The 25,999-nt window shown below is 59.5% G+C and carries 12 protein-coding genes; 5 read left to right on the forward strand and 7 right to left on the reverse strand.

What is annotated here, in order from left to right; all coding sequences use genetic code 11:
* Window positions 1-449 (forward strand): integrase core domain-containing protein (locus KP701_RS14105; RefSeq protein WP_215747590.1); only part of this gene is annotated, 449 nt, incomplete at its 5' end.
* Window positions 450-534: 85 nt separating this feature from the next.
* Entirely contained in the window at window positions 535-1,014 is a 480-nt protein-coding gene (locus KP701_RS14110) for a carbohydrate porin (protein WP_371818996.1), read from the forward strand.
* 648 nt (window positions 1,015-1,662) lie between these two features.
* Here the strand turns inward: KP701_RS14110 and KP701_RS14115 are convergent.
* The 4 genes from KP701_RS14115 to KP701_RS14130 form a co-directional block, all read right to left on the reverse strand.
* Window positions 1,663-3,960: a GH92 family glycosyl hydrolase gene (locus KP701_RS14115; RefSeq protein WP_215747591.1), complete on the reverse strand. Its 2,298-nt coding sequence runs from the start codon at window positions 3,958-3,960 to the stop codon at window positions 1,663-1,665.
* A gap of 76 nt (window positions 3,961-4,036) precedes the next feature.
* Window positions 4,037-7,345, reverse strand: a complete 3,309-nt coding sequence (locus KP701_RS14120; protein WP_252345645.1) for a GH92 family glycosyl hydrolase — start codon at window positions 7,343-7,345, stop codon at window positions 4,037-4,039.
* A gap of 51 nt (window positions 7,346-7,396) precedes the next feature.
* A complete protein-coding gene (locus KP701_RS14125) occupies window positions 7,397-10,423 on the reverse strand; it encodes a TonB-dependent siderophore receptor (RefSeq protein ID WP_215747593.1) in 3,027 nt (1,008 codons plus the stop codon).
* A gap of 490 nt (window positions 10,424-10,913) precedes the next feature.
* Window positions 10,914-19,433: a GH36-type glycosyl hydrolase domain-containing protein gene (locus KP701_RS14130; RefSeq protein WP_215747594.1), complete on the reverse strand. Its 8,520-nt coding sequence runs from the start codon at window positions 19,431-19,433 to the stop codon at window positions 10,914-10,916.
* 606 nt (window positions 19,434-20,039) lie between these two features.
* Between KP701_RS14130 and galE the strand changes: the two genes are divergently transcribed.
* On the forward strand, window positions 20,040-21,026 hold the full coding sequence (gene galE / locus KP701_RS14135) for a UDP-glucose 4-epimerase GalE (protein WP_215747595.1): 987 nt from the start codon (window positions 20,040-20,042) through the stop codon (window positions 21,024-21,026).
* A gap of 48 nt (window positions 21,027-21,074) precedes the next feature.
* Here the strand turns inward: galE and KP701_RS14140 are convergent, their stop codons facing one another.
* Entirely contained in the window at window positions 21,075-21,560 is a 486-nt protein-coding gene (locus KP701_RS14140; protein ID WP_215747596.1) for a lipocalin-like domain-containing protein, read from the reverse strand.
* Between the two features lie 137 nt (window positions 21,561-21,697).
* Between KP701_RS14140 and KP701_RS14145 the strand changes: the two genes are divergently transcribed.
* Both KP701_RS14145 and KP701_RS14150 read left to right on the forward strand, forming a co-directional pair.
* Window positions 21,698-22,609, forward strand: coding sequence for a LysR family transcriptional regulator (locus KP701_RS14145; protein WP_215747597.1), 912 nt, complete (start codon window positions 21,698-21,700; stop codon window positions 22,607-22,609).
* A gap of 115 nt (window positions 22,610-22,724) precedes the next feature.
* Complete coding sequence (locus KP701_RS14150; RefSeq protein ID WP_215747598.1) at window positions 22,725-23,471, forward strand: IclR family transcriptional regulator; 747 nt, start codon at window positions 22,725-22,727, stop codon at window positions 23,469-23,471.
* Here the strand turns inward: KP701_RS14150 and KP701_RS14155 are convergent.
* Window positions 23,452-24,948 carry a class I adenylate-forming enzyme family protein gene (locus KP701_RS14155; protein ID WP_215747599.1) on the reverse strand — a complete coding sequence of 499 codons (1,497 nt, stop codon included), beginning with the start codon at window positions 24,946-24,948 and terminating at the stop codon, window positions 23,452-23,454. The two genes, KP701_RS14150 and KP701_RS14155, sit on opposite strands and share 20 nt — an antisense overlap.
* 4 nt (window positions 24,949-24,952) lie before the next feature.
* Entirely contained in the window at window positions 24,953-25,975 is a 1,023-nt protein-coding gene (locus KP701_RS14160; protein ID WP_215747600.1) for an alcohol dehydrogenase catalytic domain-containing protein, read from the reverse strand.
* Between the last annotated feature and the right edge of the window lie 24 nt (window positions 25,976-25,999).

The raw sequence follows: 25,999 nt of genomic DNA on the forward strand, positions 1-25,999 counted from the left end.
AGGTCCTGTCCTGGCGTCTGTCGAACACGATGGACGTGGAGTTCTGTATCGAGGCGCTACAGGATGCCCTCATGCGCTATGGCGCCCCGGACATTTTCAATACTGACCAGGGGTCGCAATTTACGACACCCCGTTTCACCGGGATACTGGAAGAGCGTCAGATCCGCATCAGTATGGACGGGCGTGGGCGATGGCTGGATAACGTGTTCATCGAGCGTCTGTGGCGGTCGCTGAAATATGAATGCGTCTACCTGCACGCGTTCGAGACCGGATCAGAGCTGAGGGCCGGGCTTGGCAGATGGATCGCCCATTATAACGAAAGGCGTCCGCATACGGCGCTGGCTGGACGTACGCCCGATGAGGCGTATCATGACGTGCCGACGCCATCTGGTCCGGGGTTAACCCCGGACCAGATGGCCAACAGCAACGCCGTCAGAAGGGCGGCATAACAACAACCGGGTATAGCTTATCAAGCCCGCAAAACTGTCCGAACGGACGGGACCACCTCACTTTACCTCCGTAACAGGTGCGCCGATTGTAACTTCTCATGCTTCAGCACGGATCGAACGACAGCGAGGGGCAGCCTATATTGGTGGCGATCAAATGCTGGTTCGTTTTGGGCCTGGCCCCCGTGACGGTCTTATCATCATGGGAATCGCCACGGATGCGACCGGCTCCTCTTTACCGTTCAGGCATCAATATACGGCAGGCCTGATTGCACAACACTTCGTGCCGAACCGACCGGCGGATTATATGTCCGTCTTCTTTTCCAACCTTCAGGTTAATCCGAATTTGACGCGCACGCAGGAGCTTCAGCAGTCTCTCGGACTGGCGCTAAGCAATGGGGTTCATACGGTTGAGACGAATATTCAGGTTCTTGAAATTAATTACTCAGCGAAGCTTTATCCGGGAGTTTCGATCGTGCCTGATTGTCAGATCATATTCAGACCAGATGCGGGAGATTATTATAATACGGCGCTTGTGACAGGATTTCGAATCTTGGCCGATCTTTGAACATTTTTCTTTTCATTGAAACTGTCTCGATTTCTTCCAGTTTTGCTGACGGTTTGTCACGGCACCCGTTTCCGGTGGTAGGAAGCCGCGATGTCACAAGTATCGAGCCGTAGATAACGCGTCCGGATACGCCGCATTGTACGGTTGAGCTTTTCCCCGATCATGAATTTGACGGCCCCGCGATCCGACAGGCTGTCGACTATATTCTCCTTGTTGCGTGCAAGAGTAGTCCTTGAAGCAGATTTCAGTGTCAGTGCAGGGCAGCAGTTTGACCGGATGGTGAGAGTACAGCTCAGGGTGGCTATATTCTGACCGGGGCAACATGCCCTGTCGAACGCGACCTTACGGATTATTCGGCGCTTCTAAGGCGGCCAGAGAAAGTCGATGCCTCAGCAGGTGGATGAATTTTGGTAATCCAGTAGATCTGACACCTTTTGCAGGGCGTCTGAATGATGGCAGACCACATTATATCGGGCTGAGCGTGGTGGGCGCGCGTCGGTAGGTCGTCATGACCGGAACACTGCTCACATGGTCCGTAGAACGATCTCTTACTCGTTCTTCTGATATCGATTATTTATCCTGCCGTATTTCATGGCAGTTCAAAGAAGGGCCTGAAGGTCGGGAGCGCAAGAGCTCCCGACAGTCGTGTCAGACCGGTGGCTGGGACTGCATGACGAAATGCAGTTCGCCACCTGCCAGTACGTCCTGCTGACGCAGGAACGGAGCGGTGAGAGGCTGGCCGTTGAGAGTCATCTGGCCAACATACGGATGGGCATCATCCAGATTGTCAGCCGTGACCGTAAAGTCATGGCCGTTGCCCAGATGTATGACGGCATGTGAAACGAAAGGACGGCCGATCGCATATTCCTGACTGGCCGGCGCAACCGGATAAAAGCCCATCGCAGTGAACAGATACCATGCCGACATCTGGCCCAGGTCGTCATTGCCCGCCAGTCCGTCCGGGCGAAGGGCATACTGCGTCTGCATGATCTGCGTCAGGCGCTGCTGGGTTTTCCACGGAGCTCCCGCATAATCATACAGATAGGCGACATGATGGTCAGGCTCGTTGCCATGGGCGTACCAGCCGATCAGGCCGCTGATATCCTCGACATTCCTGAAAATCGCGGGATCGACCTTGGCGTCGAACAGTTCGTCGATCCGGGCGATGAACTTTTCCCGTCCGCCCATGACCTTGATAAGCGCCGGGATGTTCTGTGGCACATACCACGAGTATTGCCACGCATTGCCTTCGGTGTAATCGCTCCCATACGCGGCGGCGGCGGGCGTGAAGGGGGTGTGGAAGTCTCCCGACGATAGGCGGGCGCGCATGAAGTCCGTCTTCGGATCCCACACTTTCCGCCAGTTGTCGGAACGCTTTTCGAACGTCCGTGCCACGTCTGTTTTGCCCATAGCGCGCGCCATGCGGGCAAGCGCCCAGTCGTCATAGGCGTATTCCAGCGTCTTGGAGCCACCTTCGGCTTCCTTGTCGATCGGGACGTAACCGATCTTCATGTAATCGGTCAGATCACCATAGGGACCATAGGTCGCGCTGCGGATCATGCCCTTGAGCGCGGCCTCGGCATCAAAGCCCCGTACACCCGCCAGATACGCATCCGCAATGACCGGCACGGCATGATACCCGATCATGCACCACGTCTCGAGCCCCTGATAAGCCCAGACCGGCAGCAGACCGAACGGACTGGTCTGCTGGGACGCGATGAGCGAACGGATGAAATGTGAACTCATATCCGGGCGCAGAATGGCCAGAAGCGGCTGCTGCGCGCGATAGACGTCCCACATCGACCAGGTGGAATAGAACTCGAATCCGTCCGCCCGGTGACGCTGATAATCCGGTCCGGTGAAATCGCCGTTCGCATCCATGCTGAGTGTCGGCGCAAGCATGACATGGTAGAGCGCGGTATAGAACTGTGTCCGCTGATCTGCCGTACCCTGCATGTCGATGACCGAAAGGGCCTTGTCCCATGCTTCGAGAGCCGCCTTGCGCCGGGCTTCGAAGTTCCAGTCCTGTCCCTCGCCATCAAGATTGGCAATGGCGTTTTCTTCGCTGACTGGTGAGATGGATGTCTTCACCAGAAGCGGCTCTTTCAGGTGCCCGAAATCGAACACGCCTTCCAGTTCCCGGCCGTTCTGCGCCTCATGATCAACGGGATGGTTCCCCGGACCGCCAAAGCCGCGATAGGCCACTTTCGTCTCGCGATCATAGAGCGTGCGTCCGACCATGGGTCTGGAGAAGTGCATGGCAAAGCACAGCGTGCGCCCCGGTGCCCAGCCCCGTGTCGTCCGGCAGCCCGAAACCGTACCATCGGCCGAAACATGCAGGCGCGCCCATAGCACCTTGCCTGGATAGTCATAGATGCTTGGCCGCAGATCCAGCAGCAGATGCGCGGGTTTTCCCTTGGGGAAGGTATAGCGATGCCATCCCACCCGGCGGGAGGCGGTCAGTTCGGCACGGATCCTGTAATCATCGAGCGTCACTGCGTAATAGCCCGGCTTCTCGATCTCCGTGGCGTGGCGGAAGCGCGAGCGATATCCGCTTTCCGGTATGGCAGCGTCCCCCGGTTCCAGCCGGACGTCTCCAGCAATCGGCATCACCAGTACATCACCGAGGTCGGAATGGCCCGCGCCCGAGAAATGCGTATGTGAGAAACCCATGATCGTCGGGTCATCATACTGATATCCTGCCGCCCAGGCGTAGGAATGATGAAAATCCGTCATCGCCGTATCGGGCGAAAGCTGAATCATCCCGAATGGTACGGTCGCACCGGGATAGGTGTGTCCCGCTCCTCCGGTTCCGATCCGTGGATCCACGGCGGAGGCGGGAGACGCATCCGCAGGAACCATGGCCGGCGCAGCCATGGCGAGCGGAGCGGTCCCGGACAGCAGGGTCGCGACCAGAAAACTTCGGGCTAATCTGCAAAGCGCCATAACGGTCTAACTCCGTGAGTGAAAAGCTCCGGGCGGCTGTTGCACGCTGTGCCCCCGGATCTTCTGGGCGAAAGGGTTATTGGGCTGTGGGGGATGTATGACCCAGCAGTTCGAATTCCCCGGCCTCGGCAGAGACCGGTTTCAGCACATGCCAGCGATACATCCGGTGTGTGGCGCCTTTCGGCAGCAGGAACGGACGTGTCTGGTGTTTCCAGGGGAATGCCTCGCCTGCCCGGTGATCCACCACCTGCCATGTCCTGTTGTCGTCGGACGCCAGGATCTCCCAGGCGGAAGGCGCGAGACCGGGCCTGCCGGTTGATGTGACGGTGTAGGCCATAGCCGATGAACCTCCCGGTACCGTGACCGTTACATCCGCGCCCCCAATGGCTGCTGATGTGAGCGCGTCATTGTCGAACAGCGCGTCCGGTCCGGTATGTGCTGCGCCCGGGACATCTGCCAGATCGACCGCTGGGCTCGGCATCTGTCCCGCCGGTGTCAGCGACGGCAGGGAAGCGTCCGGTGAACTCCCCCAGTGCGAGGGGGTTGGCCCCATCTGAAAGGTCAGATCGCCACCCTCGGTAATTTCGTCATGACTCAGCCACCAGCGTGTCAGCGGCCTGCCGTTCAGGCTGACGGACTGGACGAAGCGGTTGCGGTCGCTCACGCCCGGAGCATGAACCGTGAGAACCCGATCCTGACCGATCGTCAGGCGCATGGTCTCAAAGCGCGGTGCGCCGATGGCGTAGGTGGGTGTGCCCATGCGCAGGGGATAGAAACCTGCCGCACTGAAGACCCACCAGGCGGACATCTCGCCATTGTCCTCATCCCCCGGATAGCCCTGTCCGATCGCCGTTCCACGATAGAGCCGGTTCATGACGTCGCGGATCCTGTCCTGCGCTTTCCAGGGCTGCCCGGCATAGTCATACATGTAGAGGATATGATGTGCGGGCTGGTTGCTGTGGCTGTACTGACCCATGCGGATATCGTGCATTTCCCGCATTTCATGGATCACTCCGCCATAATCGCCTGTGTGGTAAATGCCGGGCGTCGCGAAATACGCGTCCAGCTTCCGCGCCAGCCCATCGCGCCCGCCGTAGAGACTGGCGATCCCCTGTCCATCCTGAACGGGATCGAACGCCATCGTCCAGGCATTCGTCTCGGTATAGTCGCCCCCCCAGGCGAGCGGATCGAACTGCGCTTTAGAAGCTCTCCACCGCCCATCCGGCCGACGGCCAACGAAAAATTCGACTTCGCGATCGAAGAGATTGACGTAATTCAGCGCCCGGTTGTGCAGATACCAGCTTTCCGCTGCGTAATTGGCCTGTGCCGGTCTGTCAGACGGAGCGGAAGCGGCCAGGGACGCGGCCATCTCGCCGAGGGCGAAATCATTGAGGGTCGCAGCATTGGACCAGGACAGCGCTTCGTCCGTATCGGTGTCGGTATAACCCCGGAATGCCGAGCGGTTGAGCCCCTTGCGCCCGACGCCCGGATTGTCGGGCATGACGGTCGCATCCTTCAGTGCGGCGCGATAGAACGAGAACGCATCGAAATTGCGGACATGCTTGTCATAGGCATCCGCGAAAGCCACATCCGCGCTCGTCCCGGTCATGAGGTCCGCATAACCGGGAGAGGACCAGCGTGCGATCCAGCCACCTTCCCGGTATTGCTGGACGAAGCCGTCAATGAGTTGTCCGTCTTCTTCCGGTGTCAGGAGGGCATAGGCGGGCCATGCCGTGCGATAGGTGTCCCAGAACCCGTTATTGACATAGAGCGGCCCGTCTACGACCGGAACACCGGTTTGCGTCGGGCTGTCGGGATGCAGTCGCGTCCCGAACGGGCTGGCATGTCGCAGGTGCGGCGCACTGGCTGTTCCAACATTTTCCGCCGCGTTGTTGGGGTACAGATACATCCGGTAGAGATTGCCAAAGAGCGTGCGCTGTTCGTCGAGTGGTGCACCAGGGATCTGCACGCGATCGAGCCGACTGTTCCAGGCTCTCTTCGCGGATTTCGCTATGGTTTCGGGCGTAGCGCTGGTCGGCAGTTCGCGTGCAAGGTTACGCCGCGCCTGTTCGAGACTGATGAGCGACGTGGCGATCCGGATCGTGACGGTCGGGTCCGTCTTCGTGTCGAACGCCGCCCAGGCCTCCACGTTGTCCCGCTTCTGGCCGCTCAGCCGGCCTTGTGTGATGGCGCGACGGTCGAATTCAAGATGGACATACATCCGGCTCGCGCCTGTGGAGAGCTGGCTGGCGACGTCCGTATATCCGTCAGCGCTGCGCCCGTCCGGTGCGATTTGCAGGCTGCCCTGATTGGTGATGTTGTCGAAGACGACCTGCCCCTGAACTGTGCCCACGGGATAGCGGAAGCGCAGGATGGCGGCATGATCGGTCGGGGCCATCTCGGCCCCAATCCCGTTGTCCAGTGTAACGGCATAACGGTAGGGCAGGGCGGTTTCGTGGTCGTGCGTGAAGCCGATAGCGCGCGCCGTCCGATCTGCGGAGGGCGCCTCGGGTCCGAGCGCGGGCATGATCTGGAAGGTGTCGTGATCGCCCATCCAGGGGCTGGGTTCGTGGCTGAGGGACAGGGCTTCGAGACGCGGATGGTTATCGGGGCCGTTGCGTTCCTGATACTGGTAGAGCCAGTTGGAATTACCGCGCGTTACGGGCGTCCAGAAATTGAAACCGTGTGGAACCGCGACGGCAGGGAAGTTGTTTCCCCGCGAATAGCGGCCGTTCGCATTGGTCCCGCGTCGTGTGTCCACAAGATCGGCCGGTGTCAGGCCGCTCGGATCGGGAACATCCGTGATGGAAACCGCATCAAAATAGACGCGCCGGGCCGTGCCCTTTGACGCGCGGGACGTGAGTTCAATGGCGGCGACGGTTCGGCCTGTAGCTATCTCGCCGAGAGGAACATCAACCAGTGTCCACTGATTGGGGTAGAGCGCCCGGCCTGCTCCCTGACCCTGCGCCGTCAGTTCGGCTCCGGACAGGTCGCGGGCACCGAGCGTGGAGGCTCGGGTGCCATCCGTGAACAGGACGTCCAGGCTGGTATAGGTCGCCTCATCCGTCAGGGACAGCGGGTCGGCGACCGGAAAAATCGCGTAGGTGAGGTGGGAGTGGCGGCCGATGGAGAGGTCGCGACCGGGTTTCGCGATGATCGTGTGAACAGAGGCGGCTGTTGCATCAAGACGGAGCGTCTTCGTTCCGATCAGGCCGCTGCCGGCACGGGCCGTAATGACCTCGTCCTTTGCAGGACCATCGGCGCTGGAGAGAGCCCAGCCCGACCCGGAACCCGTCTGGACCGTGAGGGGCGGAGACATGTCCGAAAGGCTCGAGAGGACGGGGGCTGAAAAGGCCTGCGGCACCCCCATGGCGATTGTCGCCATGAGGAATGCCGCGCGCGAATGGGATCGCCTGATTGTATTTTGCATCACGCCTTACAGTGTTGCCGTAACTCCGAAGCGGAAGGCCCGCCCAAGAACACCATTCTGGGCCCAGGACGAATTGTAAAGGTAGGAACCGTAGGTGCCGAAGTCATACGGGGCCTTGAAACCGGCCAGATTGTAGATGTTGACGTAGCCAGCCCACTGTTTGTTGAACTGGTAGTTCACAGTCATGTCGATGTCCCAGAAGTGGCGGACATTGCACTGGGCAGGATAGAAGCTGCTGACGTCCTGATAGAGCGCGTATTTGCAGTTTCCGGCCGTGCCTGGACCATCATTGTCTTCCGCCGTGCCGTGATAGCCACTGGTGTAATAGACCGTGAACGTCGTCGAGAGCTTGTTCCACGTGAAGGTATTCTGCCAGTTGGCGCGCCAGCGCGGCGTACCCGACGCCGAGGTCGTGTTCCACGGGCCTTCGGTTCCGGCAAAGCGCTCCACGCCCACGCCCGGGATGGTCTGGTTGAAGCGGTGCACCCACGTCGCGTGGCCGTTGCTGTACCAGTTGATCATCTTCAGCGGACCGGGCAGGCGATGGCTGATCGAAAGATTGAGATCTACGCCGTCAGTCATCATGCTGTCGGCATTGATGTAGGACGACTCAATGATGCCGGCGCGGCGTGGTGCGTCAGGATGCAGCGGATCCGCAACGTCGGGAATCACCGTATCGCCGTCGATCGTGACGGTCTTGTTGGTGTTCAGCGCCTCGTAGGCCGATGCTACGGTCGCTGCCGGGATCGGGTTGGAGACGATGACGTTCTTTTCGCGGATGTACCAGTATTCCGCACTGAACGTCATCCACGGGACGGGATGGAAGACCGGGCCGCCCGTGAAGGTATTATTTGTCATGGGCTTGAGGTTCGGATTGCCCACGCTTTCGTCACCCAGACTGTAGGCCTGTGCGTAGTCGTCCTTGGTTCCGTTGGCGTTGAGGTGCTGGTTGATCCAGGTCAGATTAGACGGACCATAAGACGTGTAGCCAATCGTGGTGCCGTTTGTTTCGTAGAAACTCGGGACCTGAAAGCCCTGCGACCATGTCCCACGGAGCATGAATTCCTTGGTGGGCTTGAAGGTGACGCCGATCTTCGGGGAGAAGTGGCTGAAACCTGTGGAATAGGAGTCGTAACGCCCCTGGAAATCAGCGTTCAGCATCTTCACGATCGGTGCATTCAGCTCGAAATATCCGGAATAGACATAACGATGGCCGATCGCGCTGAACGGATTGATGCTTTCGTATTGGTTGTTGACGTCGCTGGTATCGACGGGGTTGGCATTCGGAGCGTTGAAACCTTCATAACGGACGTTGGTGCCTACAGCCAGATTCAGCATTCCGCCTGGCAGGTGTACCAGCCCCTTGGTGACAGACGCCTGCCAGGAATATTCTTCCGTCTTGGAGTGGACGATTTCCGTTGGAGCGATGGCGCGCTTTGCCGCGGTTGAATTTGCAGCCTGATCAACGAAATTATATGTTCCGTTTTCGATCGCATAATCAAGATCGGCAATATTGATGTAGTTGTCATATCTGGTGGAAAGGTCGGTATTCATGCCGACAAAACTGGAATCGTAGTTCCAGTCCCCGCCCCAGTTTGAAGGCTCCCACCCGGTCAGATGCATGGAGCCGCGATAGTTCTGCGAGAACTGGGTTTCGGCCGTAGGGTCGATGAAGCGACCGTAAATCTGTGCGCTTTCGCCGAGCGACGCATAGGGATTGTTGGGATTCAGCGAACCGTTCGGCAGGTAGGCAGGTGCAAGCACGCCTTCGCTCGTTCCAAGCTGGGACTGCGTGTTGGCGTAGAACGCGCTCGGAGTACCCGTATAGTAGGACAGGTTCTGCGAGTAGGTGAACATGCTCACCAGCTTTGCACGCGGGCCCAGCTTGACCGTGAGATGGGCGGTTGCTTCCACGCGGCGGTCATAAGGGGAGATGACGCCGTATTTCGAGACCTTGTCCTGTTGGCACATGGTGCTCACCGAACCCGTCGGCGTGCCGGCAACGTATCCGGAATGAGCTCCTGACAGTCCGTTGCATCCGGAGGTGGGATTCAGCAACTGATAGCCGCTGAGCGCTTTGCCGTTGCTGTCGACAGCCTGCGCCACAGCGCCTGTTGTCTGTGTGACGGCATTGGTAAATGTCCCGTCGGAGCCCAGCAGGTTGCCATCAGCGTTTCCACCGCCAATGCCCGTGAGATTGCTTGTATTGTATGGATAGCCAAGCTGGCTGTTGGTGATCATGTCATCGGACTGGTATTCCGAGTTGACGTAGAAGTTGTAGCCATCCTTATCCAGGTCACCTACGCCGTAATTCGCGTAGAGACGCTGATGCCCACCATAGCCCCCCTGGTTGAGGCCGCCTTCTGCGTTGCCTTCGAAGCCTTTGATCTGTTCGCGCGTAATCATGTTGATAACGCCGGCAACAGCATCGGCACCATAAAGGGCCGAACCGCCGTCCTGCTGGACGTCAATGGTCTGCACCAGAGACGAGGGCATCCAGTTCGTGTCGACGAAATTTCGCGCGCCGTCATCGCCTGCGGGATAGTAGGACAGGCGCATGCCGTCCATCATCACGAGCGTGGCAGACGTCTGGAGGCCACGCAGAGATGGTGCGGAAGCGCCACCCGCGAAAGCGCCATTGGCGGAAAACGCGTTCGTGAGGTTGCCCGAGCCGTTGGATGACAGCAGCTGAAGGGCATCCGTCACGGTTTTGATACCGCGCTGCTGAAGTTGTCTGGCGGTAATCTGCTCGATCGGCGAAGCGCTGCTCAGGTTCTTGTCGCGGAACAATGTACCCGTGACAACGACGCTCTCGGCATGCGTCGAATTGACGCCGGCATCGACAGCATTTTTCAAAGTCGCCTTGCGCGATGCCGTGGTAGCGGACGTCTTGCCCGTTGCGGAGCGGCTGGAAGCCTTGTTCTGTTTTGTACTGTCAACGCTGTCCTGCGCCGTATTGACAGTCTGGGCCTGTGCCGAGCCAACGGGGGCCACGACAGCAGCGCCGGTCAACGCAGAAAAGGCGAAAAGCATGATGTTCCGACGTGAGGTTGACCTGACTTTCATGGAAAAAAAATCCTCAAGCTGAGCAGGAAACTGGGGATTAGTCACGGGAAAGCATCGTTCTGAAACAATAACGTATAATGTTTGATAGCTTGACTCGATTGTTACAAAAACTGTTTATTCTTACAAAAAATCATCGAAAATAAGATTCATTGAGGGTGTTGCATAAAAGCACATACGTTTCTCAAACGTAATGTTGTATACAATATGTACTCGATGGTGTTGGAAGGCGGATGCGTCTCAGCCCCTTCTCCTCTGGTCAGGGAGAAGGGCGAACAATCATCGATTTGTATCGTAATGGGTGCCCCCTGGCGCAGCAGGGGAAGGCTGGCAGTGCCTGATACCGAGGCCCGTTTGTGTGGTCTCAGTACGCGGGCATCCCTTGGTCAGCAGGGTGCCCGCAGAGACGATGCTCTTTCCCGAAATGGGGAAAAGCGGTTCATGATGGTATGCGAGGTTCTCAACTCGCCAGATCGAGACCTTCCGGTTTTTTGATTACGACATTTACACGATGGGTCAGGCCATCATCTTCCATATCGATCGGCCGGGTTAATGCAACGAGCGCATCGTCAGCCCGAATAAAGAGATCCCCCTGGCAGACATGGTCGGGGTTTTCTATCCGGATGTGATATTCCGACCTTTTCCAGCGCAGGCGCACTTCATACGAGGGCCATCCCGCTGGAATGTGCGGGTTTATCAACAGCCTGTTTCCTTCAACCTGTACCCCCAGCAACGTCTCAACTCCGATGCGCTGCATCCATCCTGCCGATCCCGTGTACCAGGACCATCCACCCCGCCCGACATGCGGGTTGGAAGAGTAAACATCTGCAACAACCGCATAGGGTTCGACCTTGTAACGGTCTGCCGCCTTCTGATCGCGGGAATGGTGAATCGGATTGAGCGTCGAGAACATCTCGTGCGCCGCATCGCCTTCTCCAAGCAGAGCTGTCGCCATGACCGTCCAGAGGGCCGCGTGGGTGTACTGGCCGCCATTTTCCCGAATGCCCGGCGGATAGCCCCGGATATAGCCCGGGTCCGGCTCCGAGGTATTGAAGGGAGGGGTCAGGACCATGATGATCTCCTGTTTCAGGTCAACAAGCTGTTCCTGAACGGCCTGCATGGCCTGCTGTGCACGCTGTGGAGAACCTGCCGCTGAAATCACGGCCCATGACTGGGCAATGGCATCGATGCGCCCCTCACTGTTGGCGTGACTGCCCAGAGGGCTTCCGTCATCGAAATAGGCCCGCAGATACCACGCCCCATCCCATGCGGCTTCCAGAGCGGTTTCAAGTTCCGTCATGACACGGGTCCATTTTTCGACGTGTTCAGTATCCTGTCGTGCGCGGGCAAGAGGAAGGAACGCTGACAATGCAGCATGCGTGAACCATCCAAGCCAGACGCTTTCCCCTTTTCCGGCTTCGCCAACACGGTTCATGCCGTCATTCCAGTCGCCGGTTCCCATCAGCGGAAGCCCATGTGCGCCTCTCCGCAGACTGTGGTCCAGCGCAAGAATGCAGTGCTTATAAAGAGAAGCCGTATCGTCCGTAACTTCCGGCTGGAGAAAGCGCTCATGTTCCCCATCCGCCAGGACAGGCGCGCTGAGGAAGGGTATTTCCTCATCCAGCACCGCCGTATCCCCACTGCCACGGACATACTGCGCGACGGTGTAGGCAAGCCACGCACAGTCATCCGAAATTCTCGTGCGAACGCCATTTCCTTTCTGGGGCAGCCACCAGTGTTGCACGTCTCCTTCCGGAAACTGCCGGGAGGCCGCCCGCAGCAGATGCTCCCGGACCAGCTGGGGAGCCGCCAGAACGAGAGACATGCCGTCCTGAAGCTGATCCCGGAATCCGTAGGCGCCACTGGCCTGATAAAATCCCGCCCGTGCCCAGATGCGGCTGGACAGCGACTGATACAGAAGCCAGCCATTCAGCATGATATCCATGGCGCGGTCCGGCGTCCGAACCTGCACGGTTTTTGTGACTGTCTCCCATCTGCGATGGACCGCTTCCAGAACGGCATCGAGATCTGCCGCTCTGTACTGCCGGACAAGCTGGCGGGCGTGTTCGGTATTCTGTCCCTGACCCAGCAGGAAAAGGATTTCGGTGCTTTCCCCGGCTTCAAGTGTGACGACAGTCTGCAATGCGGCACAGGGATCAACGCCGGCCCCGATAATGCCCTCAAGCGGGCCACCCCGGACAATGGCTCTGGGTGCGGAAAGGGCGCCGTTCGGACCAATGAACGTGTGCCGGTCATCCGTGCTGGACGTCTGCTGACCGGCCAGATCCGCAAAGGCGACCCGCTCTCCAAACGTCTCGCCCCATCTGTTCCTGACGAACAGCGCGCTGGATTCCGGGTCCTGCTCCGTGAAAACAAAGGGTGCCGTCGTGCTGCGGGACTGTCCAAGCACCCATTCGGTATAGGTCGTGACCCTCAGGGTCCGGGGGCGCGAGGATGTATTGGTCAGCTTCAGTCTGGAAATCCGGATGGGATCTTCAGGCGGCACATAGTGCAGCAGGGTCGAGACAATCTCATTGGCGTTGCGCTCGAACCGGCTGTAGCCGCGCCCGTGGTGGCAGACATACACTGCATTGTCGTCCGGGCACACGGCCGCCAGCGGGGACCAGAACTGCCGGCTTTCCTCATCACACAGGTAAAACGCCTCTCCGGTCGGGTTGACGACCGGATCATTGGACCAGGGGGTCAGCTGGTTCTCCTTGCTGTTTTCGGACCAGGTATAGCCGCTGCCTTCCGCAGAGACCTGAAAACCGAAATGAGGACTGGAAACGACATTGACCCAAGGGGCAGGAGTGAGGCTTCTGCCACGGATGATGACGGCATATTCCTGCCCGTCTGACGTAAAGCCGCCATATCCGTTCGCCAGTTCCAGCACTGGCAGTTCAGGCGTTTCCTGCGCTCCATGATAGGGGCGGCAGGGACGCAGGGCGGCCTGAACGGCTTTCGAGCGCTGCTTCATTTCGAGCCGGGTGATCTGATGTTGCAGGTTCCCGCCCTTGCCCGTCAGAACGACGCAGGCCACCGAGAACAGAAGCTCCCTGACCGTTTCGGGCATGAGCGTCCCACGCAGGAGCCGCACGGTTCCCGGCTGCCCCGAAGACCGGACCAGGGCTTCAAGCGCGTGCTGCAGATCCTGCGCATAAGACGCCGTATGGTCATTCAGAATAACGAGATCAAAAGCCAGCCCCTTGAAACTCAGATAGTCATGGGCGGTGAGGATGCTCCGCGCGAGGTCGAAATCCTCGCTTTCGGCAATGACCAGCAGCAGGATCGGTAGATCGCCGGAAATCCCCTGGCCCCACAGGTCCGCCTGTTTGCCCGCCCCGCGTTTGATCCGGGCAGCCGACGCGCGCAGGGCCGGTCCCGGAAACAGGAGATACCCCGCAAGCTGCTGGAACAGGTCCGCCTGAGCGGGCTGGATATCGAGATGCCGCAGATGAACCTGAGCATGCGTCCAGGCCAGGGTCAGCGCACGATCGAGATCCGCGTCATTCTGATGGCGCACGATGCTCTGCATGAGGGCTTCGCGGGTTGAGGCCACAATCGTCCAGAATGAAACATGCCGGGTGGAACGTGCCGGAAGGATCAGCTTGCAGCGGGCGGAGAAAATTGGGTCCAGAACTGTCCCGGTTGATCCCGAAAGCGGCCCTGTTCCCGTAACGGCAATCGGTTCCCGCAGATCCCGCCCGCGCCCGATGAACCGCGAGCGATCGGTCTCAATCGAAAGCTCGCTGCCGCCCACCACCAGATGCGCGGCCCAGATCTCCGGATCGGACGGATTTCTTTTGCGCCGGGTGCCAATGATCGCCTTGCAGGCGGGAAGATATTCCGTCTGCACAAACATCTTGGCAAAGGCCGGATGACTGATGTCCATCCCCGGCGGGCACAGGGCGAGTTCCACATAGGAGGTGACATAAACTTCCACTGCGGCCGTGCCGGAATTCCGGACCGAGATGCGACGAAGCTCGGCGTCGTCCTCGGCCGAAACGAGGACTTCCAGCGTCGTCGTCAGCCTGTTGTCCTGCCGTGTATAGGTCGCACGGTCTTCGCGGAACTCGATATCGCAGCTTTCAGCTTCGACGCCGGAAGGCTGCAACCCCGCCGTCCAGACCTGACGGCTCCCGGCACGCTGGAGGTAGATATAGCTCCCCCAGTTATCGAGGGTGGAATCCCGCCGCCATCGCGTAACCGCCTGATCCCCCCATTTGCTGTACCCGGATCCGGCAGCCGTCAGCATCACGCTGTAGCGTCCGTTTGAAAGAAGATGCGTGACAGGCGTGTTCGTATCGGCCGTGCGAAGATGACGCCCTCCGGACTGCAACTGGATGGTCAGCGCAGCAGGCGCTGTCTCTTCTTCCTTCAGCGGTGTCGTAATGACGCCGCCTGTGGGCGCGCGCTCCTGAAGCAGCAGCTCCGTCGCCCCGATCATGGGCTCCGCATGAAAACGGGAACGCATGAGCCCTTTCAGGACCGTATCCGCTATGGCCAGGATGGACATGCCCTGATGATGGGCCATGTAGGAATGAATGACCGCAACGGTCTGGTTCGGCTGCAGACGCGCTTTCGTATAATCCAGCGCCTCGTAAAATCCATAGCTACCCTGTGCTCCGGCAGCCTGCAGGGCCTTGAAGTTCTCCGTGGCCAGATGCGCATCCACCATGGTGGCCAGCGCCGTGGCATAAGGCGCAATGACCAGGTTCTGTGCCAGCCCCCGTTTCATCCCGAGGCCCGGAACACCAAAATCGGAATACTGGTAATTATAATCCAGATCCCGGGCATTATAGGCGGATTCCGAAATCCCCCAGGGCACGCCGCAGAACTGCCCGTATTCGATCTGCCGCCGCACAATCTGCCGGCTCGTCTCCTCCAGAAGACTGTCAAAGGGCGCCGCCATGATCAGGGAAGGCATGAGATACTCGAACATGGACCCCGACCACGAGACCAGAGCCTCTCCATGCGCCACGGTGGCCAGCGGCCGTCCCAGACGGAACCATTCCCAGGCCGGAATGTCGCCTTTCGCGATGGCAAAGAAGACGGCAAGCCGGGCTTCCGAAGCCAGCAGGTCGTAGCAGTTCTCATCCAGCGTGCCTTCATTGACGACATAGCCGATGGAAAGCAGCTTGCGGTCGGTGTTCCGGAGAAAGCCGAATTCCATCTCCAGCGCCATGTTTCTCGCGCTCTGTGCAATCCTGTGGAGCTCGTCATGGAGCAGGGGACTGCTTTCGAGATCCTTGCGTTCACTCTGGATGCAGTCCTGTGCTGCATGCAGCCAGAAAAGAAGGTTCTCCGCACCCGTGGCAGAGACGTCCTGCCCTGCGCGCCCTGCCGTGGCCCGCCTGTGCAGGAGATGCGCAAGTTCTTCGGCTTGACCGACCAGCATCTGCACCCTGTAGGCAAGCGTGAGCTGGCTGGCATGGCCGTCCTTCATGTCCTGAAGAACGGTTTCTATGAGCTGCGCGAGCTCCGAGGAACGGAAGACATCGCTTCCTGAAGTCGCCTGTTCAAGTGCGAGGTTCAGGGCGTCACGTACACCCTCCCGCCAGGTATCGGATTTCCGACCTTTCTGAATCCATTCCTCGCAGGCGCAGGCCAGCGTGATCAGATGACCGGCGAGATTGCCGCTATCGACGGTGGACACATAAACGGGCGGCAGCGGGGAAAGATCGGCGGTGCTGTACCAGTTATAGAAATGCCCCCTGAACCGTGGAAGCTGCGCCATGGTCCCGAGCGTGGCGCTCAGACGCGATGTGGCGTCCGCGACGCCGATCCAGCCGAAATCGCAGGCCGCGACAACAGACAGAAGATAAAGCCCCATATTGGTCGGGGATGTCCGATGCGCCACGAGCGGGGCAGGGGTCTCCTGGAAATTGTCCGGCGGCAGCATGTGATCGGCGGCGGAGACGAACGTCTCGAAATACCGCCACGTGCGCCGGGCCTGCATCCGCATGAAAACGGTCTCGGCCTCGGTCGCCTCAAGCCTGCGGGCCGAAGCGCGGTACTGGCTGGCCTTCCACGCAATTGCCGGCGACAGGCACCAGGCCAGCGCAAAGGGCAGAATGACGAGCCAGACCCAGGGAGCCGACACAACCATGACGATTGCCGCCAACAGGCCGATCAGGACGGCTCCGCTCATCTGGCGGAAATATCCCTGGATCTGCTCGCGGGGCGCTTCTGCCGCCTGAGCGGCCGTAACCCATTGCAGAAGATGCTTGCGGGTTACGAAAACACGGGCCAGCGTCCGGCTGATCGCATCGCCCGCAAGACAGGCCTGATCGGCCAGAAATGCGAAGCACAGGGCCGTGGTCAGGGCCGTGCGCTGAAGATCGACCGTCAGAAGGGAAAAATAGCTGCGAAACGTCTCTCCGCGTCTGCGCCTGATGATATCCACCAGAAGCGGCAGGGAAGCCGGAATGACGAGGGTCGAGACAATGCACAGGCTCCACACCAGGGCATTATGAAACCCGAGAAACCAGCCCGCGAAGAGCGCCCCGATGGCCATGGGGGCCGAAAGACTGCGGCGCAGATTGTCCAGCATCTTCCAGCGTGCAATCCCCGTGAGCGGATTGGTCCTGATCCCGATGGTCGGAAAACGGCCCATCCATGAGAAAATCCATGGCAGAAGCTGCCAGTCCCCCCGGACCCAGCGGTTGAGACGCGCAACCGAGACCAGATAATCGGTTGGATATTCCTCGATGACCTCGATATCCGTCACCAGACCGGCCCGGGCAAAAACGCCTTCGAACAGATCGTGGCTCAGGAGCGTCCCATCGGGAACCCGGCCCGCCAGCGCCGCTTCGAACGTGTCGATCTCGTAAATGCCTTTTCCGGCAAAGGAGCCTTCGGCAAACATGTCCTGATACAGGTCGGAGACGGCCGCCGTATAAGGCTCTATCCCGTTGGGGCTTGAAAAAACCCTCTGGAAAAGGGTGCTCTGTCGTGCTTCCGGCAGAGACGGCGTGACCCGCGGCTGAAGAACCGCATAGCCCTCCGTGACGCGTCCTTCATTCGGGTCGAACTGCGCATTATTAAGTGGATGGGCAATCTTCCCGACGAGACGCCTGACAACCTCATGCGGCAGCCGCGTGTCAGAATCCACCGTCACGACATACCGGACATTCTGCGGAATATTCTGCCCGGACAGACTGAAAAAACTGGTATCCGTCGCCCCGCGCAGCAGCCGGTTCAGCTCATGCAGCTTGCCGCGCTTGCGTTCCCACCCGATCCATTTTTCTTCGCTGGCACTCCACTGCCGCCTGCGATGCAGAAGCAGAAATCGCGTCCCAGCAGGCCCCGCGCCATAAGTCTGGTTCAGGCGGGAGACTTCCCGCCTCGCAATCGCCAGCAGGTCCTGATCCCCCTTCCGGCTTTCCGTGGATGAGTCCGTCCAGTCCGTCAGAAGGGCGAAATAGATCTCGCCATCCCGGCTGGAAAGATAATGCTTCTCAAGACGCTTCACCATTTCCAGAATGGAGGAACGCTTCGTCAGAAGGGTCGGGACGACGACCATGGTCCGCAGATGAGCGGGAACGCCGTCCTTGAGTTCCAGCGCAGGAAGTTCCGAGACCCGGATGGCCCACATCAGGAAGCGGTTTACGCCAGCCACAACGGCATCCGTGGCTGGAATAAAGCCCAGAACAATCAGCGCGCACGCCGCCCGGCCCGACAGGCTCCCGTTCATGATGGACAGGAAGGCCGACAGCAGAAGAAGCGTCAGTAACGTAACGCCCAGGCTGTATCCCGTGATGCCGAGCCGACGGCAGATCTGCCCGATCTGGACACGCAGCGGGGCCCGGAATTTCAGTTCCGCTTCAAACTCAGGGCGCCCTTCCGCCAGAAGGTAATAGCCCGGATCGGCGCGGCGCGGATCGGGGTTTTTCTCCTCGGCCGCCATCGCGGCAAGGGCCGTCACCCTGTTCGCGATGTCACATTCCGCATGCCCGGACCCTTTTGCCAGGGCCTCGATGGCCTTGCTGTACAGGTTCCGGGTTGCAGGATCCATGTCCGAAAAGCCGGCATGGCGATACAGGATCTGGCTGACCGCGCTTATGTTTTCAAAAATACTGCTCCAGTCCAGCGTAGTGATCAGCCGCATGCTCGTAATAATGTTGCGGATCGTCGCATTCAGGGCGCTCTGTTCCTGCAACTCTTCATGAACGACCTGCTCCAGAGTTATCCCTTTTTCCTGCAATATCCCTTCCAGCCAGAGGAAAGCCGGGTCTTTCTGCGGGTCGTGTCCCTTGAGGCGGTGCGCGAACTGAACAAGAAACGCCGGGCCCAGTGTCTCCGTGTTTATTTTGGAAAGAATTTTGAGAATTTTCGTATTGTGGGCCTGAGCATCAAGAAAAACCGTATTGGCAAGCACATTGGCGGCTTTCTGCTCCTGAAGATTCTGGCAGATCTTGTCCGCCACCCGCCGGAGGTTCTCGATCAGAACAATCTTGATCTGGGTCGGAATGGCCCAGAGCTCCCGGATCAGCAGAGGCCTGCGGTCCTGATAGGCGCGCAGAAATTGGCAGAGTGTCTTCGGCTCGATATGGCTGTCCGTATGCGCCACGAGAGCCCAGGCGATCTCGAAAACCCTTGGCAGACCGGCAAAAGGCCCGCTGGAAAGCTCAGGAAGGTCTTTGTAATATCCCGGTGGAAGATCGAACCTGATGGTCTGTATCTGTGCATCCATCAGGTAATAATTATCAATCAGCCACCCACCCGCCGGAGTAATCTGCTCCCCATTTTCTGAGGCCTGAGATAAAAGGATGTTGGCCTCAAGCAGAACCCTGGCATTGTCATTCAGCCGGTTCGGTAAAATGTTGTTCTGCGTGGCAAGCAGAATGTCGCCATGAATTTCCGCCAGGCTCCGGGAATGCTGCAGAAGCCGGTCTTCACTGAAAAGATCGGAGCGGATGATCTTTCCGGAATGAATCCGAAACGAATCCCGGGAGTTTTTTCCGAAGAACTTGGCCATATCTGCAGGTCCTTGAGGTAGGAAGCATCGGAGAACGGGTGTGTTGTGTTTTTAAAGGGATTCCATACAGGTAATTACAAATAGTTACCGTCTGGATGCTGGTTTTATAAATATAATAACTAGTTATATGGTTTGTTTTGGTTGTGTCGGCAGAATCTGTTCATCACACAACGTGCGATTGAAGTTCTGGTTACCGTCTGAATTAAAAGATTTTAAAAAAAGAGAGATAAATCTCTGACAGAAGGCGTGGATCAATTTGTCATGAGAAGGGAAACCTGATCCTCAGGACAAGGCCCTGTGCGTAAACGCCCCTGCGACGTTTGTCCTTCCGGCATACAGTCCCGGCCCAGGATAACGGGGATTCAGAAAGATCATTTTCCATTCAATCCCTCAAAGCCCGGGGCGATGGCGAAGGGACATGATCATCAATTCGTGTCGGGGAAGAGGACTTTTCCCGTATTTGCGGAGTATCCGTCCCTCCGGAACCGTAAAATGACTATGATGTTAATGGGTTCTCTTTAATGCCGGGCTAATGGTATCCCTTCTTCAAGGGGTTTCTGATAGCCTTTCTCGCATCTGATGCGTCGGTGTTTTGGGGAGTTTTGAATGCGCTATCTTGTTACCGGTGGGGCAGGCTTCGTCGGTAGCCATGTTGTTCTTGCTCTACGCGATGCAGGTCATGATGTTGTCGTGCTGGATAATCTGAGCACGGGATATCGTGAGGCGGTTCCCGCTGGCGTGCCTTTCCACAAAGTGGATCTTCTGGATTACGCGGCTACGTCAGGCGTGGTGGCGCAGGGGAATTGGGATGGCGTGCTGCATTTTGCGGCGCTTTCTCTTGTCGGCGACAGCATGCGCGATCCCTTTCATTATCTGCGGCAGAACTATCTGACGGCCCTGAATCTCGTACAGATCTGTGCCGGCCATGGCGTCAGGAAGATTGTGTTCTCTTCGACTGCCGCTCTTTTCGGCGGACCGGAACGGCTCGATCCCATCCCGGAAACCGCACCCGTGCAGCCCGGCTCCCCGTATGGCGAGAGCAAGTTTATGATTGAACGTGTGCTGCACTGGGCGGATGCGATCTATGGGCTCAGAAGCGCATGTCTGCGATATTTCAATGCGGCCGGTGCGGATCCCCAGGGACGGGCCGGTGAAGACCATCGGCCCGAAACCCACCTGATTCCCCTGACCATTGACGCAGCACTCGGCCGCCGTCCCGCACTAAAGCTGTTCGGTACCGACTATCCGACCCGGGATGGTTCCTGCGTTCGCGACTATATCCACGTGACGGATCTTGCCGACGCTCATATCAGAGCTCTCGCACAGATCGATCAGCGCAGCGTCACGTATAATATCGGCAATGGCCAGGGGTACTCGAACCTGGAGATCATCCAGAGTGTCGAGCGGGTCAGTGGCCGCAGGGTGCCGTGGGAACCTGCTCCAAGACGGGAGGGCGACCCAGCTCTTCTGGTGGCGGATTCCACGACCCTCAGAAATGATACGGGATGGGCACCCCGGTTTGGGGACATTGACAGTATTGTGGAGACGGCCCTGCGCTGGCGGGAAAGCCATCCTCACGGTTACGGTGGGTGAGCAGCACAATCCCGTGGCGGTCTGAAAGAACGCTCCGATTTTGAACCCTTACGCGCCGTCATCCGCGCGCTGAAAGCGGATCAGGCTGCGTGACAGCCGTCCCTGGGCCCAGTTCGGCATCTTTCGCCACGGTGTCGTGACGTCTGCGGTTGTGCCGCTGACCACAACGGTCCGGCGCTGCTCCGTGCCCACCCATTCTGGCGCCCAGGCTGTCTGGACCTGAGTGATCCACTGGTTTCCCTCGACGCGATAACGCCCGATATAGGCCACCAGCGTTTTCATAAGGGCCGGATAATCGGCTTCCGTTTCAGCCGGATGGCGATGGCTGCCCTCCAGATTGAACGCCACCCATCCATCAGGCGTAAAAATGACCCGTCCCCGTGGTGAAGGGCCCATCGCATTGATGAATGTTCCCGTATCCTTTTCCTCCACCCGGTAGGAAACGAGATTCCAGGTGCCGACAAGCTGATCTTTCAGCGTTGGTTGTTCCGGATTTCCGTCACCGGATGTCGTGACTGGAAAGACTGAAGCCATGCTGTTTTCCCGACCCTGTGTGGTGTTTCTGGGCGCTCTATAACGCAGGCCGATCACCTTTCAGTAGGCGCATCATCGGAAAGGGAATATTACGGCAGGTGCAAGAATGAATCGAATTCCGTTTTAGGGGGGGCAGGATGCGCCATGACGAAACCGGGGACCTGCGCTTCTTTGCCCATCTTGTCGCCTCCGGCAGTCTGACCGCCTGTGCCCGCAATCTTCAGACATCGCCCGCGACGGTGTCCCGTCGTCTCGCCCGTCTGGAAAGCCGGCTGGGCAGTCTGCTGGTCGTCCGGAACACGCGGCATTTCGGATTGAGTGAAAACGGGCGGATCTACCACGAGCGCGCGGTGGAAATTCTGGCGCTCGTTGACAGTCTGGAAGAGGAAATCTCGTCCAATACCAACATTCCCCGCGGAACGCTCGGGATCGGCGCTCCGGTAGAACTCGGACGGCGCCTGATCGCACCTTTTCTGGCCACTTTCAGCGCCACGCATCCGGACCTGCTGGTCAATCTGGCACTGGCCTCGGAAGGTTTTTATGACACCAGTGACTCTCTCGATGTCGTTCTGCGTCTGGGCCTTCCTGATTCCCCGGATGCGGTTGTCACCAGACTGGCCTCGACGGTGCGGGTCCTGTGCGCATCGCCTGAATATCTGGCCCGTCGTCCCCCGCCGGTGACGCCGCAGGAGCTGGCGGCCCATGACTGCCTCTGTCTGAGGCGTAACAAGACAATGGCCCTTCTGGACCGCTGGGTCATCGGCAACGACCTGCAGACGGAGATCATCACGGTCGAACCCCGCCTGTCGAGTACGAATGCCGAGATCATCCATGACTGGGCGCTTTCGGGAGAAGGGATCGCCTACAAGCTGCTCTGTGATGTGCATCATGATCTGGAACAGGGGCGGCTGGTGCGGATTTTCCCTGATCTGCAAGGGGAGAAAATCGACCTTCACGCCGTGCTGCCCAACCGGAAATATACGCAGGCCAGTGTCCGCGCCTTTCTGCACAGTCTCAAACCCCGTCTGCGTGTCGCGGGCTTCTTCTAGTCTCCCGGCGGGCGTCGGCCTGCGCGCAGGTTTGTGGCTGATGGGCCTCTCGCCCATCTTGCGCCCAGCTGTGGTATGACGCCTGTCTCTCGGCCGATCGAACAGGATTATTCTGATGCAGGGCAGCGGTGTTGGCGTTCTGGACAAGTGCATGGCGCTCATGCGGTGCCTCTCCGTATCACCGGGAGCATTGACCGCGCTGGAACTCGCCCGTCAGACCGGCATGGACCGTGGCACGGTGCACCGCCTGCTCAAGGCCATGGTCTACTGGAAACAGGTCGAGACGGGCGATGGCACCTACCGTCTGGGCGCAGGGGCGCTTCTCTCGGCCAGTTCCTACCTGACGCGCCTGCCTCTGAGACGTGTGGCGCTGCCCTATGCCATCGATCTGCAGAACGTGATTTCGGACCGTCCGGCCATCGTTTCCGTGGCCCTGCCGGTCGGAGACCAGATTGTTCTGATTGACCGGATGTGGACGGCCACGACACCGTTCAATGTCATCGCGGATCTGGACGACCGCTTTGACATGGACGCCTGCACCAGCGGGCGCGCCGTTCTGGCGACGCTCTCAGCCGCCAGTGCCGAGGCGCTTGTGGGAGAAGAGCGTTATCTGGCTGTGGCGCCCCGTCTCGAGAAAATCAGGAAGAACGGCGGGTATTCCTTTGGTCATAGTGAACAGCGCAAGGGGCTGTCCGCCATGGGATATCCTGTCCGTCACGGAGACGGACCCGCCATAGGGGCGCTGGTCGTCGCCGGGCTGGAAATGGAGGCGGACATGCGCGTCTCCTCGTCCCTCGCGCATCATATGCAGCGTGCCTGCGCGGGAATTGCGGAACGGCTGGTCATGTCTTCCCCGGGGTAGTGCCGGTTTCCAGAATCTCCAGGAGCCTGGCCTGCTGCACCTTGCCGTAATGGGAGCGGGGAAGCTGCGGGACAAACTGGATCTGTTTGGGAACCTTGTGACGTGAGAGCATGCGTCGGCAATGCTGGATCAGCTGTTCCGCCTGGACCTGCTCTCCGGCATGGAGCACGACGGCCGCACAGACACGTTCGCCCCATTCCGGGTCCGGAAGGCCGAAGACATGGACATCCTGAACGGAAGAATGCTCCGACAGGGCCTCCACCACTTCCGAGGGCTGGACGGACATCCCGCCGGTGCGGATGATCTCCTTGCGGCGCCCGACGATGCGGAGGAGACCGTCGCCGTCACGCTCTCCCAGGTCGCCCGTTGCAAGCCAGCCGCCCCGGAGCGTGGTGGCGGTGAGTTCCGGGCGTTTCCAGTAACCGGCCATCAGGTGAGGGCCGCTGACTTCGATTTCTCCGGCATGGGAGAGGGGGTCCTGATCCGACAGTCGGGCCTGGACGGTTTTCAGGGCAAAGCCCACGGCGCCTGCGGATGTTCCCGCTTTGCGCAGAGAGGCAAGGACAGGGGCGGGGAGGTAGAAGCTCCAGGGGGCTTCGGTCATGCCGTAGAGGATGCTGAGGCGCGGTCCCAGAAGGGATGTGGCCCTGTCCAGAATGTCCTGTGACAGGGCGGCGGCTCCGACATCGAGGGAGCGGAAGTGCGGCAGAGGTCTGGGAGGGGACGGGATCTCGGCCTCGTACTGGATCAGGCGGGCGATCTGGGTCGGAACGAGGGAGCTGAAGGCGGCGGCTGTTGTTTCCAGCTGCGCGAGGAAGGTTGCCGGGCTGAAGCGGCCCCCCAGAACGACAGTTCCGCCGTTGCACAGATGGGCCAGCACGGAAATCGAAGCGATCGGCCACAGGGGGCGGACGTTCAGGAGTACGTCCTGCGGAGAAGTGGGACGTGCGAGGCTGATATTCCCGATAACGGCCGACAGGCTGCCCTGGGTGTGCATGACGGCTTTTGGCTGGCCGGTAGTGCCGCCGGTGTAGTTCAGGGAGGCGAGGTCGCTGTCCGCGGGTGCGGGGAGAGGGGGGGCTGTTTCGTTCCATTCGGTCGGGAGGGGGCGGCATAGGATGTCCGTCAGGCTCTGCGCCTGCGCTTCAGCCGCGTTCCCATAGAGCAGGAGGGCTATTCCGGCATCTGCAATCTGGCTCTTCAGTTCCTGGGGGGACAGGGAGGGGTCGAACGGGACGCGGATATATCCGTTCGCCATCGCGCCGTAATCGGCGACGAGATAGGGAATGCTGGCCTCGGAGAGAATGCCGATCCGGGCTCCCTGCGGGATGGAAAGGTTCGTGAGGAATGCTCCGAACCCGACCAGCGCAGCGGCAAACTGCTCGAAAGTCAGATGCTCGCTTGATGTGAGATCCTGCACGGCCGTTGCCTTCGGCCACTGTCGGGCGGCACGGGAAAAGAAAGAGCCCAGGGTCATGATGTTACCACCCGCTCAGAATGATGCGTCCGTCCACCTGTCTGGCTTCCAGAAGTTCGTGGGCCCGGGCGGCTTCAGGGAAGGGCATGATCCGATCGATCTGGGGTCTGACGATGCCCCTGGAAATCATGGCGAGAGACTGTCGGACCTCATCGAGTGTGGCGCTGCCGGAACCCTGAATCCGAAGACGGCGACCAATTAGCAGGCCGGGTGAGACCGCCACGTCTGCCGGAGAGACGTTCCCCAGAACGACGACCCGGCCGCCCATGCCCATGGAACGGAGAGTCTGGGGCAGGGTGAAGCCCAGATTTTCCATGGCGACATCCACGCCCTGTTTCGCGGTGGCCGCCCAGACGTCCCGGCTGTACTGGCCGTCGGAAACGAGGACCATTCCCGCGCCGAGGCCTTTGAGAAAATCAACTTTCCGCTCGCTGCCCGTGATGGCGATGACATGGGCGCCCAGAGCCTTTGCGATCTGGATCTGATGGACGCCCAGACCACCGCTGGCACCGTTGATGAGCACCGTATCCCCGGCCTGCACGCCGGCCTGCGAGACCAGGGCCCGCATGGCCGTGCCGATCGGGCAGGAGGCAAGCGCCGCCTGCGGGTAAGGCACGTTGTCGGGGATGCGGATGGCGGAAATGGCGGGAAGGCGAATGTATTCCGCGTAAGCGCCTTCGGTATCGATGGCGGGCAGCGACAGGGAGCGGCAGAGATCCTGCCGGCCGCGCAGGCAGTCCCGGCAGGTGCCGCAGAACCGGCGCTGATAGCCTACCACCCTGTCGCTGACCGTCAGGGCCGTGACGGAGGTGCCGGTCTGGACGACTTCTCCGGAAACTTCATGGCCCAGGATGACACCCGCCGGTGCTCCCGGAAGTTTTCCGGCGCGGTGCAGAAGGTCGTGATGACAGATTCCCGCCGATTCGACACGGACCAGAACGTCATCCGGGCCCGGTTCGGGTGTGGGAATTTCTCTGAGGACCAGTTGGTCCGGGGCGCCGAAGTCCTTGAGAAAAATGGCTTTCATGGTGTGGCTCCCTGCAGTTCTGTT

This window comes from Gluconobacter sp. P1C6_b (assembly GCF_018811945.1).
Classification (GTDB): domain Bacteria; phylum Pseudomonadota; class Alphaproteobacteria; order Acetobacterales; family Acetobacteraceae; genus Gluconobacter.